The organism is Kingella kingae (genome assembly GCF_900475905.1).
Taxonomy (GTDB): Bacteria; Pseudomonadota; Gammaproteobacteria; order Burkholderiales; family Neisseriaceae; genus Kingella; species Kingella kingae.
Genome location: NZ_LS483426.1, coordinates 957063 through 973624, shown reverse-complemented (window position 1 = coordinate 973624; position 16562 = coordinate 957063). Strand labels below are relative to the sequence as shown.

Sequence of the window (16562 nt, the reverse complement as noted above, 5' to 3'; positions counted from 1 at the left end):
GCTTTTTTGTATAATACGGCTCTTTTGATTATTTACACCCAACCATGATACCGCACGAATTTATAGACGACTTGCTTGCTCGCACCGATATTGTTGATATTATTGACCAATATGTACCGCTCAAAAAAGGCGGCGCGAATTACATGGCGTGTTGTCCGTTTCACAAAGAAAAATCGCCCAGCTTTTCAGTCAGCCCAACCAAACAATTTTACCATTGTTTTGGCTGTGGGGCGCATGGTTCAGCGATTGGTTTTGTTATGGAACATCAAGGGCTTTCGTTTGTGGAAGCGGTGCAAATGCTCGCCGACCGCGTGGGCATGACCGTGCCAAATGTTCGCAGCGAAACGTCCGAAAGCACCGCCCAACGCGCCGCCCGAAAACAGCAACAACAAACGCTGGAAAACATCGTTCAGGCAGCCTGTGAATTTTATCGCCAACAATTACCGCAAAATCAACAAGCCATTGATTATGTGAAAAAACGCGGTTTGTCGCGTGAAATCGCGGAACACTACGGCATTGGTTATGCACCTGACGGTTGGCAGCCGCTCGCGCAGATTTTTCAGCCGTATCCATCCGCGCCGTTGGTGGATAGCGGCATGGTGTTGGACAACGAAGGCAAGCATTACGACCGTTTCCGTCATCGTTTGATGTTTCCGATTCGCAATGTGAGCGGTCAAGTGATTGGTTTTGGTGGGCGCGTGTTGGACGACAGCAAGCCGAAATATCTCAATTCACCTGATACACCATTGTTTGATAAGGGGAAAAATTTATACGGTTTGTACGAAGCACGTCAGGCGATTAAAGATGTTGGGCGTATTTTAGTCGTGGAAGGCTATATGGACGTGGTGGCGTTGGCACAATTTGGCGTGGGCTACGCGGTGGCGGCGTTGGGAACGGCAACGACTGCCGACCACATTAAAATGCTGTTCCGTCAAACAGATAGCGTTTACTTTTGCTTTGACGGCGACGCAGCTGGGCGTAAGGCGGCGTGGCGAGCGTTGGAAAATGCGTTGCCGCAATTAAAAGATGATAAGTCGTTGAATTTTCTGTTTTTACCCGAAGAACACGACCCCGACAGCTTTGTGCGTGAATTTGGCAAGGCGCGATTTGAAGAAGCGTTGTTGCACGAGAGTAAGCCGCTTTCGGCGTATTTTTGGGACGCGCTAACGGCAAATTTGGATATGCACACGCAGGAGGGCAAGGCGGAATTGGTCAACCACGCTACGCCTTTGTTGAATCAGATTACCCAAGCCTCTGCGCTGGCGTATTTGCTGAAACAGGAATTGTCGGCGAAAACAGGCATTGACCCGAGCAATTTGGCGTATTTAATGGGGCAGGCCGCGCCGCGCCGTCATGTGGAAGCGAAATCGTATAAATTACCGCGCGAAAGTTCTCGTCCAACAGCGGCTATTTCTTTGATACAAAAGCAAATTCGTACTTTATTGCTCAACGAAAAATGGGCGCAATATGTGGCGTTTCCCGATTATTTTGCGCTGGATAGCGAATATGCGTGTTTGGTGGCGTTGGCGAAATTCTATCGCGAGCACCCTAATGCGACCATGTCTCGCGCTTTGGAGTATTTCCGCGATTCGGCGCACGATGAAATCCTGACGTTTATTTGCCGCCACACCATGCAAGACGAACAGGAAATCAGCGACAACAGCCCAGCAAAATGCCAAGAATTTCAAGACGGTATGACTCGTTTGACTTTGGATTTGAAAACCGCGCAAATCAATCGCTTGCGCCAAAAAGAGAATTTATCGGCAGACGAAAAGCGATTGTTGGTGCAGTTGGTGATGATGAAATAGTGCAGGCTGCTTTTATCGGCAAAAAAAACGAAAAAGCAGCCTGCACTTTATCTTTTTGATTTATCGCTTAAACGCCAATACCAACACGCCAGCTGCGACCAATCCGATGCCCAACCATTCTTGTGCGCTGGGTTTTTCGCCCAAAAACCATACGGCAAAAATCGCGACCAGCACCAAACTGAATTTGTCCACAGGCGCGACTTGCGATGCGTTGCCTAGTTGCAGGGCTTTGAAATACGCCAACCAAGATGCGCCCGTTGCCAAGCCCGACAAAATCAGAAACAGCCAATTTTTTGCCGACAAGCTGCTGGGCGATTGCCATTTGCCCGTGTAGCTCAAAAACAAGGACAACGCGGCGATAATCACCAAGGTGCGGATAAAAGTCGCGAAATCGGAGTCAATACCTTGCAAGCCCATTTTAGCGAAAATCGCGGTCATGGCAGCAAAAATTGCCGATGCCAACGCCCAGTAAAACCATGTTTGCATAACCATTATTGATTTCCCGTAACTCGTTGATAATGTACCAAATCAAACGCGATACCATTTTGCGATACGCAAGATTCGCGCGATTGCTCACACCATTCTTGTGGCGCAAATTCGGGAAAATGCGTGTCGCCCTGCGGCAACAAGGCGATTTCGGTCAGGCGCAAATCGGTGGCAAACGGCAGGGCTTGGGCATAAATTTGTGCGCCGCCCATGATGATGATTTCGGGTGCATCGGCGCAAGATTGCAAAGCAGCCTGCACATCGCCCTGCACTTCTGCGCCTGTTGCCTGCCAATTTGCTTGGCGCGTGATGACGATGTTGCGCCGATTGGGCAGAGGTTTACGCGGTAAACTGTCCCACGTTTTGCGCCCCATGATGACGGGTTTGCCCGATGTGTATTGCTTGAAAAACGCAAAATCTTCGGGAATGTGCCATGGAATGTCGTTGTTTGCGCCAATAACGCGATTTTGTGCCAATGCGGCAACCAGTGTGATTTTTTGCATGATATTGTTCGCTAGATTAAAGTAACAAAAACAGCCTGCACTTACTGAAAATTTATTTCTCTTTCCATCTATTATAAATCAATAAAATCAACATAATACAAGGCAATATCGTTCGTGCATAAGTATGCAATGGGTCATCAACATACCAATATTGCCCCGTACCTGTTGGATTGTATTCAGTATTGGGAAAAAAATTGATGGCTATGGTAAAAATCAACCAGAGAACAATATCTTTGTTTCGGAATTTCATCGAATTATTCCTGATAATATTGAAAAAGTGCAGGCTGCTTTTTTGTATTATTTACGGCGACGACGCTCGCCAGGCAGCAACATATCCGCCCATTTCAAAATATTCGCCACTTCCGCAGGATTCAATTCGTAAAACTGACCGCGCTTCAAACGATTTGGCAAACCAATCGGGCCAAATCCCACGCGCACCAAACGGCTTACAGTAACACCTTGACTTTCAAACAAACGGCGCACTTCGCGGTTGCGACCTTCTTTGATGATGACGTTGTACCACTTGTTTACGCCTTCACCACCCTGTTCGTAGATGCGTTCCACTTTTGCCAAGCCGTCTTCCAACATCACGCCTTCGCATAAATCGTTCATTTGTTCTGGCGACAATTCGCCCAACACACGCACCGCGTATTCACGCTCTACTTCAAAACTTGGGTGGGCAAAACGTTGCACCAATTCGCCCGAAGTCGTCAAAATCAACAAACCACTTGTGTTAATATCCAGCCGCCCAATCGCCACCCAACGCGAACTTGCCGCCTGTGGCAAACGGTCAAAAATACTCACGCGCCCTTGTGGGTCATCGCGCGATACAATTTCGCCTTCTTGCTTATAATACAAGATGATACGCGGCAAGCGGTCAGCCCATTTCAATTTAATCGCGCTGCCTTTGACGGTAACTTGGTCATCGGGCGACACTTTTTCGCCCAATGTCGCCACGCGCCCATTGACTTGCACCCAGCCATTGTTAATCCACTCTTCCATTTCACGGCGCGAACCCACGCCCGAAGCCGCCAACACTTTTTGCAAGCGTTCAGGCTCAATGCGCGACAAATCGGTGCGTTTTTCGCGCAACTCTTGCACCCGCTCTTGCATTTTTTGATTGGGCGCACGCACCACCAGTTTACGCGCTTTGCTGGCGCGTTGTTTGGGCATGGTGGCGTATTCTTTGGGTTCGGAAATATAAGATTTTTCGTGGCGAGCTGCACCGCGTTTGGCGCGTGGTTTCGCGTTTTCGGCAGATTCGTTTTCGGCACGATATGGACGTTGCAGGCTGCTTGAAACAGGTTTTTGCGGTTTGCGAGCAGGCTTTTTGCTGCTCACGCCATCGCGAAATTCGCGTTTAGATTGGGGTTGATTTTTACTCATTTTAAATGCTCCGTAATTTTGCAGGCTGCTTTTGAATGCACGATAGAAATTTCCTATTGACAGCAATCCCCAACCCTCTCCCACAGGAGAGGGAGAAATATCGCGTGTTCAAAGTCTGCCCGAAAAATTCTTCTGTGGCTTGCGCGACAGGATTGGTTAAAAAAGCGGATTGTACTCCAAAAGCAGCCTGCACTCTATTTTCTCTTTCGTGCAAACGGCATTTCAATATAGCGATTACCCAAATACGCCAAACCACATAAAAATGACCATGCCATGCAGCAAATAAATCGCGTAACTCAAATCGCCCAGCTTGGTTAATCCGCGATAATTCAATAGATTAGCAAAACTGTAACCGTGCGCGACAAAGCCAAACCAAATCACCAGCAAAAGTCACTGCTCCCACGTTTACATAAGCCATTGAATTGGTTTGACAAACAGCACCGCTGGCAACACCAAAATAAACGGCCAATAATAACGCAATGGACTATTACCCAAAATCAACCAATCGGCAATTTTTGCGCTATCCCACTTTGCCAAGGCTGGCGGTATGCTTGCGTGCGAAGAAATAATCCACACCGCCACGCAAGCCGTCTAGCTGATGACTGCGGTTGTGCGATGTTGCAGGCTGCTTGAATAATCAGGCGCACAATAAAGCGGCAATGGCAGTGCAAAATGTGGCGGCAAGCAACAGGATAATGGTGTGATTATTCATGATGATTTCAATTCCATAGAAAAAACCCCAGATTTGGAGTTTATTTCCATGCATTATCTGCAAACTAGGAAAATAACTCAAATCTGGGGTTTACCAAAATGGGAGATTACGCCACCGTCATCACTTGCAGCGTATTGGTGCTGCCGCTTTCGCGCATATGCGAACCGCTGGTAATGATGTATTGGTCGCCTGCTTTGAACACTTCGCGCTCTTTGAGCAAGGCTTCCACTTCAAGCAATGCGGTATCGCGGTCGGTACTGGTTGCCAGTTGCAACGGACGAACACCGCGATACATTGCCATACGGCGTTGCGCTTGGGTACTAGGGGTTAGCGCGTAAATTGGAATTTGAATGCCATAACGACTGATTTGGAATGCCGTTGTGCCGCTTTCGGTCAAAGCCACAATCGCTTTGGCATTGGTATGACGTGCCATATGCACCGCACCGCTGGCAATCGCATGGTCAACGCGATAGGTTTCTTCCATGTGGTCGGCAACGCCCACCAGTGAATCTTGCTCGCGTTCGGCAGCAGCGCAAATCAATGCCATTTGGCGCACGGTTTCAAATGGGTATTCGCCCACTGCGGTTTCAGCAGAACACATCACCGCATCTGTGCCGTCCAACACCGCGTTTGCCACATCGCTCACTTCGGCACGAGTTGGCACAGGGTTGGTAATCATGCTTTCCATCATTTGCGTTGCGGTGATGCTGAAACGGCGCAATTCACGCGCACGGCGAATCATGCGTTTTTGCAAAGCTGGCACGGCTGCATTGCCCACTTCTACCGCCAAATCGCCACGCGCTACCATAATGCCGTCAGACGCTTCAATAATTGCGTCCAAGTTTTCAATCGCTTCAATGCGCTCAATTTTTGCCACCAAACCAGGTTGAATGGTTTGACCCAATTTCGCGCACTCTTCGGCAACGGCATCACGCGCAATTTTCATATCTTCGGCGTTTTTAACAAAGCTCACTGCCAAGTAATCGCAACCAATCTTAACGGCGGTTTTTAAATCGCGGAAATCTTTTTCAGTAAACGCGCCAGCCGACAAGCCACCACCTTGTTTGTTGATGCCTTTATTGTTTTTTAACACATGGTTGTTGTTGCAAATGGTATGGATTTCGCTGCCGACTACTTTTTCTACGGTAACGGTTAGCAAGCCATCGTCCAGCAGCAACACATCGCCTGCTTTCACATCGTTGGGCAATTCGCGGTAGTCCAAACCCACGCGCTCGCGGCTGCCTTCGCCTTCCAAAGCGGCATCAAACAGCAATTTTTCGCCAGCTTGCACTTCAATAAAACCGCCCACCAATTTGGATACGCGGATTTTTGGGCCTTGCAAATCTGCCATAATGGCGATTTCTCGCCCTGCTTGACGCGCGGCTTCGCGCACGATTTGCGCGTTGCCTTCGTGAAATTCGGGGGTGCCATGGCTAAAATTGAAGCGCACCACATTCAATGCACCAATGGTAATCATGTCGCGCAATAAATCTACATTGTTGCTGCCTGGGCCCAAGGTTGCCACGATTTTGGTGTTGTGGCGAATACGGGTTAAATCGCGTTTTAAAGCTGTCATGTTGTTTCCTTCAATCAAATGGGGGGTGTATTTTTGTAGGATTATAACAGTTTTTAAAGTAATTTAGGGGATTTAAATCGCTTATTTATTTGTTTGAAGCGATTATTTTGTTATAAATTACATAAGACTACATCAATACAATCAAAAGCAGCCTGCACTTTTTGTTTACGAAGTGCAGGCTGCTTTTTTAATCACAAAGATTACTCGCCGCGCTGCTCAACCACTTGGCTGGTCAAATTTTGCGTCAAACCGTTGATATCCGAGCCATTCAAGCCGATTTCTTTGAGCAAATTGTCCACCAACGGGGCTTGGCTGCGATAACGCAATGCGCTGTTTACCATTTGGTCTGCCAAATTGCCTTGCGAGGCGGCTGCGTCTGGGTGCAGGCTGCTTGCGCTGTTTTGTCCAACACCGCCCAAGCCATCAACATGCAAAATCTTAATGCCGTCAATTTGCTCCATTGGGCGCACGCTTTCGCGAATAATATCAGGCAAGTGGCGCAACAATGCCAAGCGGATTTGCATTTCAATTTGCTCCACGCTCAACACATTTGCCGCTTCGTTTACCGCACGCGCACCTTCAGCATCAACCTTGTATTGCTGCTCTTGCGCTTGTGCCAACAGCACTTTGGCATCGGCTTCACCTTGTGCGCGTAGGCGGCTTTGCGCGGCTTCGGCTTCGGCGGCAATGCGTAAGGCTTCGGCGCGATCAATCGCGGCTTGTTTTTCGGCTTCGGCTGCTACTGTCAAGGCAATCGCTTCTTTTTGCGCTGCTTCTTGTGCTGCAATCAATTCCACCGCTTTGGCGCGTTCTGCGCGTTCGGTTTCGCGCACCGTTACCACACTTTCTTCTTCGCGCACCGCTGCGGCACGCGCCTTGTCGGCTTCGGCTTTGGCTTCACTTTCGGCGCGTGATTTTTCGGCTACGGCAATCGCACGGTCTTGTTCTGCCAACTCAATCGCTTTGCGGCGTTCCACTTCGGCTTGCTCAACCGCTTGGGCTTTGCGAATGTCTTCGTTTTTAATATCGCGCTCTGCGGCAATGCGTTTCAAATCGACTTCACGCTCTGCTGCAATTTTGGCTTCTTCGGCTTCGCGTTTTTTAGCTGCTTCTTGCTCGGCAATACTGGCTTCTTGTTCGGCACGGCGCAAAGCAATTTCGCGTTCTTGCTCCAATTTTGCGTATTCTTCTTCGCGCAAAATCTGCAAACGACTACGCTCGGCTTCCAAATTTTTGCTGCGAATCGCCAAATCGGTATCTTGTTCGATGTCGTTACGCTTTTTGCGACGCACTTCAATCGTTTCGGTCAATTTGGTCAAACCTTCTGCGTCAAACGCATTTTGTGGATTGAAAAACTCAAAAGACGTTTGGTCCAAGCCAGTCAAAGACACGGTTTCCAATTCCAAACCGTTTTTATACAAATCTTCCGACACAACTTGCTGCACTTTTTGTACAAAATCCACACGTTTTTCGTGCAGTTCTTCCATTGCCATTTCGGCAGCAACGGCGCGTAAACTGTCCACAAATTTGCCTTCTACCAATTCTTTTAATTGGTCGGGCGACATGGTTTTCATGCCCAATGTTTGTGCGGCAGTGGCAATGCTTTCCGATGTCGGCTTCACGCGCACATAAAATTCTGCGGTGACATCAACACGCATACGGTCGCGCGTAATCAAGGCTTGATTGGCTTCGCGGCGCACTTCCAAACGCAGCGTGTTCATGTTCACAGGAATCACTTCGTGCAACACAGGCAACACCAGCGCACCGCCATTCATGATGACTTTTTCGCCGCGCCAACCTGTTCGCACAAACGACACTTCCTTGCTGGCTCGGCGATACAAGCGCGTCAGAATCAAGCCCAACACCACCAAAGCCACCAAAATAATGCCAGCCACCACCATAATTTCAATCAAGCCCATTGTCTTTTTTCCTTTATGTTTGGGTTACAAAAATCATTTAAATATCATATTAAATTGGGTCGCGCCCCAAGTTACATAATCAAGCTAAACAAGCAGCCTGCACTATTTTCTTGCCGCTCATACATTACTCTTTAAATGCGGATTGGGATTGGCAATCGCGCGAAATTGTCCGTTTTCCTGCGACACCAGCAACACCGAGCTGCCTTGCAACAAATCGTCTGCACCATCGGCTTTTGCCATGACATAGTGCTGCTGCCCAAATACGTCTTTAACGCGAACTTGTGCGGCTTGTTCGCTGCTGGCACGTCCCAACACCACTACGCCCACGCGTCCAACCAAATCTGCCGAAGCCTGCGCAGTGCTTTCGTCTTTGGGCAACACACGATGTAAACCTTGTGCCAACACGCGCACCACAGGCAATGCCACCAACCACGCCGCTATGGCGGCAAGCCACATCGGCAACCAGCCTGTAAACAGGACAAACCAAGCAGCCTGCACGGCGTAACCTGTTAGACCATACACCAACAAAAACACCACCAACCACATCAACAAAGGCAATTTGCCCACATAGAGCCAGCTTAAAAAGCGGATAACGGTGCTGCCTGTGTCGACATCTATCGTTAATTCGGGCGATGTGGCATCGGTTAGGCTATCGGGCAACAGGCTGTCTAGCCAATCGCTCGCGTCGCCCAACATCAGCGACACGCATTCCAACACGCCCAGCAATATCATGACGGCTAATGCAATGCCAAACAGTCGGGTTTCGGAAGCCTGAATCAATGTCCACATGGTTGGGTTTTCCTTTTTGGGGTTGATGATGTTGCCTGCACACGTTGCCATTAGCGACACAAAGAGTGGGTATGGCGGCGATACTCCATGCTCTGACTCGTATGAAAATGGGCAATGAATGTGCAGGCTGCTTTGCCCATTTAGGCATGTTTAAGCGTTATTTTTTATCTGTTTCCAAACCTTCGCGTCCTGCGGCAACCATGAATTTGTTTTGACCTTGCATCAGTTGTTGTTGCCCTGCCATGATTTTCTTTTGCGCCGCCAATACGCCTGCTTGGTCTTGTGGCGATAGGGTCATGGCGGCGCGTGTGCCTTCTAACACTTGTTGCATGCCTTGCGCCAAGTCATTGCGAATGGCTTTACCTTCGTCTGTTTTGAGCGATAGGGCGTTCAAACCTGCTGGCACTTTTTCAAAAATCGCAAGCATTTCGTTTACGATGACTTTGGCTTCTTCTTCGTTTTTCACGCCTTGCAAACGTTGTTGATAAACTTGGTTCATTTGCGGTGTGTAGCCCGTGTCTGCCATGACTTTAGCAATGGCGATTAAGTCGGATTTTTCGGGGCTGCCACACGCCGACAATAGCAAGACACTCGCTGCCACCAACATGATGCTACGAACCCAGTTACGCATTTGATTGAACATTTTTGTTTACTCCGTTTTGTGTTGATAAATGAAACAATGCTTACAAAAGCAGCCTGCACTATACGCGCCTATTTACCCGATTTCAAAGCTGCCAAACGTGCTTCAATTTGGGCTTTGCGACTTAAATCTGCCAAATCTTGTAAGGCGGCGGCATTGACTTGTTCGACAACAGGAACGCCACCTTGTCGCTGCATCACGCGATTAAAACTGTCGCCGCTTTTGCTGGCTGCACGGGCAATTTGAGCAATTTTATCAGCACTCGTACCATTCAATGCCACCCCAGTCGCGGCGGCTTGCGAGCGTTGCCAATCGTGCAAAGCAGCCTGCATTTCGCGCTGTTTTGCCAGCAATGCCGCCACAAAAGCGTCCAATTCGCGCTCTTGCGAACCCAAATCCGCCAAACTGTTTTCCAACACAGGCACACGCGCTTCAATGTCTAGCTGCTGTGCGATGCCAGCCTGCGCCAAATCATCGCGCCCCGATTGCACCGCCAACGCAATTTGTTCTGCCAAGGTTTCGTGCTGATTGTTTTCGTCTGCCAATTTTTTTGCGGTTAAATGTTTTTGTGCCAACACTTTGCCCAACTCGGTTCGCACTTCGTCAATCGCCCGTTCCAATTCGCGCACGTTTTCTTGCATCACGGCTTCGGGCGCACAATTTTCCGCCGCGTCCAACACCGCATGAAAACCACCGCTTACCAATCGCCCCACTCGGCGTGCCAAAGATTCGCTCATATTTTTTCTCCTGTTTACATTTGTCGCGCCTGACGAACAATGTCCGCCAAACGCAAAGTATTGTTCAGCTGCGCCAACACTTCATCATCATACGCCGCACCCTTACCCACTACTGCAAGCTGCAACATCGCGTCCATTAAACGCACAATGCGCCACATTGCTTTTTGCTCGTATTCGCGCAATGCCGCCAAATCGGCATTGTCGGGCAAATCCGCTACCAAAGTTGCCGCCAAATCGGGCAACTGTTCAAACAATCGCGCCAAAATCGCCGAATGTACGCCCAATTCTTTTTCGCTGTGCAACACGCTGTGTTTGGCGGCATACACAAATCGCTCCATCGTGTCGAGTGCGTGGGCATAATCGCGTTCTTGCTCGTGCGCCAAACGCGCTTGTTTGAGCAATTCGCGGATTTTTTCCGATGGCGTGCTTGCGCCGTCTATTTGCAACTGTGCGATGAAATCGGCATCTTCTTGGTCAATTCGTACGCTTAATGGAATACGATTACTGGTATTTGACATACACAAAACCTACACTTGAATTTATTTATATGCAAATATATACAAAACGAATACAAAACACAAGCAGCATGCACAAAATAAAACATAACTAGCTGTTTAAAAACAAAATAATTTGCATACAAAGTGCAGGCTGCTTGTTGCGATTTTTTCACGCAAAGCCCCTGCAACGCTGCTATAATCGCCCTTATTTTTTTATTGTTTTTAGTCAAGGATTAGCCATGCGAATTTTACTGACAGGCGCAAACGGACAAGTCGGACGCTGCATCAAACAACAAAAACCCGAACATTGGGAAATGATTGCCGCCGATTCCAACACGCTAGACATTACCGATGCCAAAGCGGTTGCCAATATGGTGAGCAATTTTGAACCCGATGTCATCATCAACGCCGCAGGCTACACCAACTTGGAAGCTGCCGAATGCGACAAAGAACACGTTTTCGCGGTAAATGCCGAAGGTACACGCATTTTGGCAGAAGCCGCCGCTCGTGCAGGCATTCGCTTTATTCACTTGTCTAGCGATTATGTGTTTGACGGTCAAAAACGCATGCCCTACACCGAAAACGACTACACCAATCCTCTTTCTACCTACGCCAAATCCAAATTAGCAGGCGAATTATTGGCGTTGTCCAGCAACCCAGCCAGCATTATTGTGCGCTCGTCTTGGGTGTTTTCAGAACACGGCGACAACCGCAACAATTTTGTTAAACGTGTCATGGAACAAGCACTTGCTGGCTCGGTTGCCACGCCCAGCGACAAAATCGGCTGCCCTACTTATGCAGGCGATTTGGCGCGTTTGATGATTAACTTGGCGCAATGTCAAACCGCACCGCGTGGCATTTACCACTATTGCGGCGACAAAGCGGTTAATCGTTTGGAATTTGCTCAAACCGTGGTCAAAATGATTCAAGCGGTGCGCCCATTGGAAACCACCGTTGTTGAGATACCTGCGCCCGAAAACGAACACACGCCACGTCCGCCCTATTCCGTTTTATCGTGCGACAAAATTCGCGCCTTGGGCTACGAACCATCGGATTGGCAAAGCGCACTCAAACACGTTGTGCAAACTTTATTGGCAAAAACCGCATAAACGATATAAAAAGCAGCCTGCACTTTATTCAGATTGCAGGCTGCTTTTGTTTTTTATTTTATTTATTTTATGGAACTCAATATGTTAAGCAATTCAACCATTTTGGTAACGGGCGGTACAGGTTCGTTTGGCAACACTTTTGTCCCCATGACATTAGAAAAATACAATCCCAAAAAAATCATCATCTTCTCGCGCGATGAAATGAAACAATGGGAAATGGCAAAGAAATTTCAAGGCGATAAACGGGTGCGTTTTTTCATTGGCGATGTGCGCGACAAAGACCGCTTATATCGCGCTTTGGACGGCGTGGATTATGTGGTTCATGCTGCCGCAACCAAAATCGTGCCAACCGCAGAATACAATCCGTTTGAATGCGTGAAAACGAATATTAACGGCGCGATGAATTTAATTGACGCTTGCATTGACAAGGGCGTGAAAAAAGTCGTGGCACTTTCAACGGATAAAGCCAGTAGCCCTGTGAATTTGTATGGCGCGACTAAATTGGCTTCGGATAAATTATTTGTGGCAGGCAATGCGTATTCGGGCGAACATGGCAGCCGTTTTGCCGTGGTGCGTTATGGCAATGTCATGGGTTCGCGCGGTTCGGTGATTCCGTTTTTCTTGAATATTCGCGATAAGGGCGTGTTGCCGATTACCGACGACCGCATGACGCGCTTTATGATTTCGTTGGAACAAGGCGTAGAATTGGTTTGGCATACGTTTGATGATATGGTTGGCGGCGAAATTTATGTGAAAAAAATTCCGTCTATGAAAGTGAGCGATTTGGCAACGGCAATCGCGCCTGAATGCAAGCAGGAAATCATCGGCATTCGCCCTGGCGAAAAATTGCACGAACAAATGATTAGCGCGGAAGATTCGTTCCACACTTATGAATATGCGGAACATTTCAAAATTTTGCCTGCGATTAACGGCTGGGACGAAACGCCCGAACGCATTAAGGACGGCAAGAAAGTGGCGGAAGGTTTTGTGTATGCCAGCGACAATAATCCTGAATGGATGAGCGCGGCAGAATTGCAAGCGTGGGTGGCGGCGAATCAGCATAAAATTGGCAATATTTAAATAATAAAAGTGCAGGCTGCTTTGAAAATAATTCAAAGCAGCCTGCACTTTTATTATTTAGACCATTTAATTTACAAAGTCGCTTCAATTTGCGGAATCATTGCGCGCGCTTCGTGCAGCATCATACCAAACGTATTACCATCGTCATTGCAAGAAAACACGCACACCAAGTGATGATGATGTGGCAAGCGAATCAAAAAATACACCGTGCCATTGCCTGTTACAATAATTTCGTTGAAGCTGGCACGCTCTTGTTGCAAACCACTATTAGCACGGAAAATTTCTGCCACTTGCAGCATAGTCGGCACGGTAAATACATCAGTGGTGGCACTGGCAACCAACGCCAAAACATCATCGGGCAAAGTCGCACTGGCTTCCATTGCTACCAGTTGTCGAGTCAAAATATCCACACAGGCAATGGCTTGGCAATCGCTAAAATGTGTCAGCGAATCTTTGAAAATTTGCTGCATAGCTGGGTTGTGCGGCGTGAGTTCGTATGAATGTTTTGCCACAGTAAGTTCAGGTTCTGCATTGGGTACAAAAGCAGCCTGCATCGTTTCGTTTTCGCTTGGGTTTTGGAATAATTTTTTGAAAAATGACATAAATCAACCCATTATATGTGTGTATCAATCAATAATAAAACACGCTACCTAAATTGATTTAGGTAGCGTGTCGTCATTATAGCATTAGCTCTCAAATAGCGCACAAGTGCCGTCTTCGGCGCAGTTGGCTTGACGGTACAAGCGAATCAAACGTGCGGTTGATGCATCGTGTTGTTGCGGTTCAACATCACCAGTCAGTTCTGCCAAAATGGTTTTGGCAAGTTGTTTGCCCAGTTCCACGCCCCATTGGTCAAAGCTGTTAATGCCCCAAATCACGCCTTGTACAAAGACTTTGTGTTCATACATGGCGATTAAGCTGCCCATATTGCGCGGTGTCAATTTATCCAACAAAATCATATTGGTTGGACGGTTGCCGCTGAATGTTTTGTGTGGCACAAGAGCTTCAATTTTGTCGGCAGGCAAACCTTGCGCTTGCAATTCGGCGCGCGCTTCATCTGGTGTTTTGCCGCGCATAAACGCTTCGGCTTGGGCAAATACGTTGGACAACAAAATTTCGTGGTGCCCTGGCAAATTGCTGCGTTTTTCCAAGCTGGCAATCAAGTCAATCGGGGTAACGTGTGTGCCTTGGTGCAACAGTTGGAAGAAGGCGTGTTGTCCGTTGATGCCTGTTTCGCCCCAAATGATTGGGCCTGTGTCGGTTGGAACGGCTGTGCCATTCATTTGAACTTGTTTGCCGTTGGATTCCATATCCAGTTGCTGAATGTATTTGGGCAAGCGGTGCAAGTGTTGGTTGTATGGCGCAATCACATGGCTGCCTGCACCATAGAAATTGATGTACCAAACGCCCAACAAGCCCATCAACGCAGGCAAGTTTTGCTCCAATGGCGTATTGATGAAGTGTTCGTCCATCAAGTGTGCGCCTTCAAGCAATTCAATGAAATTTTGTTCGCCTAAATACAACATAATCGGCAAGCCAATCGCTGACCATAAGCTGTATCGTCCGCCTACCCAATCCCAAAATTCAAACATATGGTCGGTGTCGATGCCAAATTCGGCAACGGCTTTGGTGTTGGTAGATAAGGCAACAAAGTGTTTGGCGATGTCTTGTTCGCTGGCTTCCTGCAAGAACCATTCACGCGCAGTGTGGGCATTGGTGAGCGTTTCTTGCGTGGTAAAGGTTTTGGACGCGATGATGAACAAAGTCGTTTCTGGGTGAACTTGCTCCAACACATCGCGCATTTGTGCGCCGTCCACGTTGGACACGAAGTGCATTTTTAGGCGTGGATGTCCAAACGATTTGAGCGCGGTACACATCATCAACGGCCCTAAATCCGAACCGCCAATGCCGATGTTGACCACATCTGTGATGACTTGATTGGTGTAGCCCAGCCACTCGCCGCTGCGAACGGCGTGGGTAAAATCGCCCATTTTGCGTAATACCGCGTTTACTTTGTGCATCACGTCTTCGCCATCTACTTCAATTTTGCGGTTGCTGCGGTTGCGCAAGGCAATGTGCAACACGGCACGGTTTTCGGTTTGGTTGATTTTTTCGCCACCAAACATTTGTTTCATACGCTCTGGCAAGCCTGCTTGTTTTGCCAGCTCAATTAAATCTGCCAAAATTTGGTCGTTGATACGGTTTTTGGAATAGTCCACGCTAATGCCGCCCACTTGTAACCAATAGCGTTGCGCGCGTTCTGGGTCTTGTTCAAACAAGTCGCGCATGTGGCTGTTTTGGGTGTTGGCAAAATCTTGTTCTAGGGCTTTCCATGCTGGAAGTTGAGTGGGGTTGGTCATATTGATTTCCTTGTTATGCAATCAAAATAAATCAAAAAAATGTGCAGGCTGCTTTTTATTCCACCAAATCGTCATCAACACGATGACGGCGCACGCTGCGTTTGCCTTTTTCTAGTTGCAGGCTGGCGGTTTCGCCCAAACGCAATGCCAAGCCAATCGCCAAAATGTCAATAATCGCCAGTTGCAGCAGGCGCGATATCATGGGTGTGTAGCGGTTGCTGTCCTCTTGCACCACCAACGCCAACACGCAGTCGGCAAGCTGTGCCAATGGGCTGTCACTGCGTGTAATGGCGATGACTTGTGCGCCGTTTTCTTTGGCAATGCTCACTGCATCGAGCACCTCAATAGACGAGCCTGAATTGGAAATCACCACCAACACATCGTGCGAACTCAATACCGATGCCGCCATCAGTTGAATGTGGGTGTCGGAATAGGCAACGGTAGAAATACCAAAACGGAAAAATTTATGCTGCGCATCTTGCGCCACAATGCCCGAGTTGCCCAAACCATAAAATTCGATACGGCGAGCGTGAGTCAGCATAGCGATGGCATTTTCCAATTCGTCTTCTTTGAGACTACGGCGCGCGCCCAACAAAGCAGCGGCGGTGTTGCCCAACACTTTTTCCATGACATCGCCCATGCCGTCATCGGTATTGAGTTCTTCGTGGACAAAAGGCAAACCAGAATGACTGATGCTTGCCGAGAGCGACAGTTTGAATTCAGGTAGCCCTTTGTAGTTTAGACTGCGACAAAAGCGGATAACAGTGGGCTGTGATACTTTGGCACGTTCGGCAATTTCAGCAACCGCGGCGTGGACAAACCATTTGGGTTCTGCCAAGGCAACTTCGGCGACTTTGCGCTCTGCACTTGACAAAGATTCTAGTTGTTCGCTGATTTGGCTTAACATAAAAGTAGACTTTCAAAAATAAAAGTGCAGGCTGCTTTGAAAGGTTGCCGCAC

17 protein-coding genes are annotated in these 16562 nt (G+C 48.3%); 3 read left to right on the top strand and 14 right to left on the bottom strand.

Features of this window, described 5'->3' with window-relative positions; all coding sequences use genetic code 11:
- Nucleotides 1–44 precede the first annotated feature (44 nt).
- Complete coding sequence (gene dnaG, locus DQN52_RS05245) at nucleotides 45–1808, top strand: DNA primase (protein ID WP_003785625.1); 1764 nt, start codon at nucleotides 45–47, stop codon at nucleotides 1806–1808.
- 60 nt (nucleotides 1809–1868) lie between these two features.
- Here dnaG and DQN52_RS05240 read toward each other — a convergent pair whose 3' ends face one another.
- The 11 genes from DQN52_RS05240 to DQN52_RS05185 all read right to left on the bottom strand — a co-directional run bounded on the left by DQN52_RS05240 (nucleotide 1869) and on the right by DQN52_RS05185 (nucleotide 11074).
- Nucleotides 1869–2300, bottom strand: coding sequence for an EamA family transporter (locus tag DQN52_RS05240; RefSeq protein ID WP_003785623.1), 432 nt, complete (start codon nucleotides 2298–2300; stop codon nucleotides 1869–1871).
- Nucleotides 2300–2797 (bottom strand): dihydrofolate reductase, encoded by a 498-nt coding sequence (locus tag DQN52_RS05235; protein WP_003785622.1) that lies wholly within the window; start codon nucleotides 2795–2797, stop codon nucleotides 2300–2302. The genes DQN52_RS05240 and DQN52_RS05235 overlap by 1 nt, the downstream gene beginning before the upstream one ends.
- A 297-nt stretch (nucleotides 2798–3094) precedes the next feature.
- Nucleotides 3095–4183, bottom strand: a complete 1089-nt coding sequence (locus tag DQN52_RS05225) for a pseudouridine synthase (RefSeq protein ID WP_032827602.1) — start codon at nucleotides 4181–4183, stop codon at nucleotides 3095–3097.
- A 234-nt stretch (nucleotides 4184–4417) separates the two neighbouring features.
- A complete protein-coding gene (locus DQN52_RS05220) occupies nucleotides 4418–4564 on the bottom strand; it encodes an acyltransferase (RefSeq protein WP_230471711.1) in 147 nt (48 codons plus the stop codon).
- Between the two features lie 24 nt (nucleotides 4565–4588).
- Nucleotides 4589–4759 (bottom strand): cobalamin biosynthesis protein CobD, encoded by a 171-nt coding sequence (locus DQN52_RS05215; protein WP_230472154.1) that lies wholly within the window; start codon nucleotides 4757–4759, stop codon nucleotides 4589–4591.
- A gap of 242 nt (nucleotides 4760–5001) precedes the next feature.
- Complete coding sequence (gene pyk, locus DQN52_RS05210; protein WP_003785614.1) at nucleotides 5002–6471, bottom strand: pyruvate kinase; 1470 nt, start codon at nucleotides 6469–6471, stop codon at nucleotides 5002–5004.
- 200 nt (nucleotides 6472–6671) lie between these two features.
- Nucleotides 6672–8390 (bottom strand): flotillin family protein, encoded by a 1719-nt coding sequence (locus DQN52_RS05205; protein ID WP_003785613.1) that lies wholly within the window; start codon nucleotides 8388–8390, stop codon nucleotides 6672–6674.
- A 117-nt stretch (nucleotides 8391–8507) separates the two neighbouring features.
- Nucleotides 8508–9179 carry an OB-fold-containig protein gene (locus tag DQN52_RS05200; protein WP_032827665.1) on the bottom strand — a complete coding sequence of 224 codons (672 nt, stop codon included), beginning with the start codon at nucleotides 9177–9179 and terminating at the stop codon, nucleotides 8508–8510.
- Nucleotides 9180–9336: 157 nt separating this feature from the next.
- Complete coding sequence (locus tag DQN52_RS05195) at nucleotides 9337–9822, bottom strand: hypothetical protein (protein ID WP_003785606.1); 486 nt, start codon at nucleotides 9820–9822, stop codon at nucleotides 9337–9339.
- Between the two features lie 68 nt (nucleotides 9823–9890).
- Complete coding sequence (locus tag DQN52_RS05190) at nucleotides 9891–10556, bottom strand: PspA/IM30 family protein (RefSeq protein WP_003785604.1); 666 nt, start codon at nucleotides 10554–10556, stop codon at nucleotides 9891–9893.
- Nucleotides 10557–10570: 14 nt separating this feature from the next.
- A complete protein-coding gene (locus DQN52_RS05185) occupies nucleotides 10571–11074 on the bottom strand; it encodes a hypothetical protein (protein ID WP_003785603.1) in 504 nt (167 codons plus the stop codon).
- Nucleotides 11075–11292: 218 nt separating this feature from the next.
- Here DQN52_RS05185 and rfbD point away from each other — a divergent pair, with 218 nt between their 5' ends.
- Together rfbD and pseB are read left to right on the top strand one after the other, a co-directional pair.
- The gene (gene rfbD, locus DQN52_RS05180) at nucleotides 11293–12162 is read left to right on the top strand and encodes a dTDP-4-dehydrorhamnose reductase (RefSeq protein ID WP_003785602.1); all 870 of its coding nucleotides are present in this window, start codon (nucleotides 11293–11295) and stop codon (nucleotides 12160–12162) included.
- An 81-nt stretch (nucleotides 12163–12243) separates the two neighbouring features.
- On the top strand, nucleotides 12244–13242 hold the full coding sequence (gene pseB / locus DQN52_RS05175) for a UDP-N-acetylglucosamine 4,6-dehydratase (inverting) (protein WP_032827601.1): 999 nt from the start codon (nucleotides 12244–12246) through the stop codon (nucleotides 13240–13242).
- Between the two features lie 71 nt (nucleotides 13243–13313).
- Here pseB and DQN52_RS05170 read toward each other — a convergent pair whose 3' ends face one another.
- The 3 genes from DQN52_RS05170 to DQN52_RS05160 form a co-directional block, all read right to left on the bottom strand.
- Nucleotides 13314–13844 (bottom strand): hypothetical protein, encoded by a 531-nt coding sequence (locus DQN52_RS05170; RefSeq protein WP_003785600.1) that lies wholly within the window; start codon nucleotides 13842–13844, stop codon nucleotides 13314–13316.
- A gap of 84 nt (nucleotides 13845–13928) precedes the next feature.
- Nucleotides 13929–15602, bottom strand: coding sequence for a glucose-6-phosphate isomerase (gene pgi / locus DQN52_RS05165; protein WP_003785598.1), 1674 nt, complete (start codon nucleotides 15600–15602; stop codon nucleotides 13929–13931).
- 55 nt (nucleotides 15603–15657) lie between these two features.
- Nucleotides 15658–16509 carry an SIS domain-containing protein gene (locus tag DQN52_RS05160; protein WP_003785596.1) on the bottom strand — a complete coding sequence of 284 codons (852 nt, stop codon included), beginning with the start codon at nucleotides 16507–16509 and terminating at the stop codon, nucleotides 15658–15660.
- Nucleotides 16510–16562: the final 53 nt, after the last annotated feature.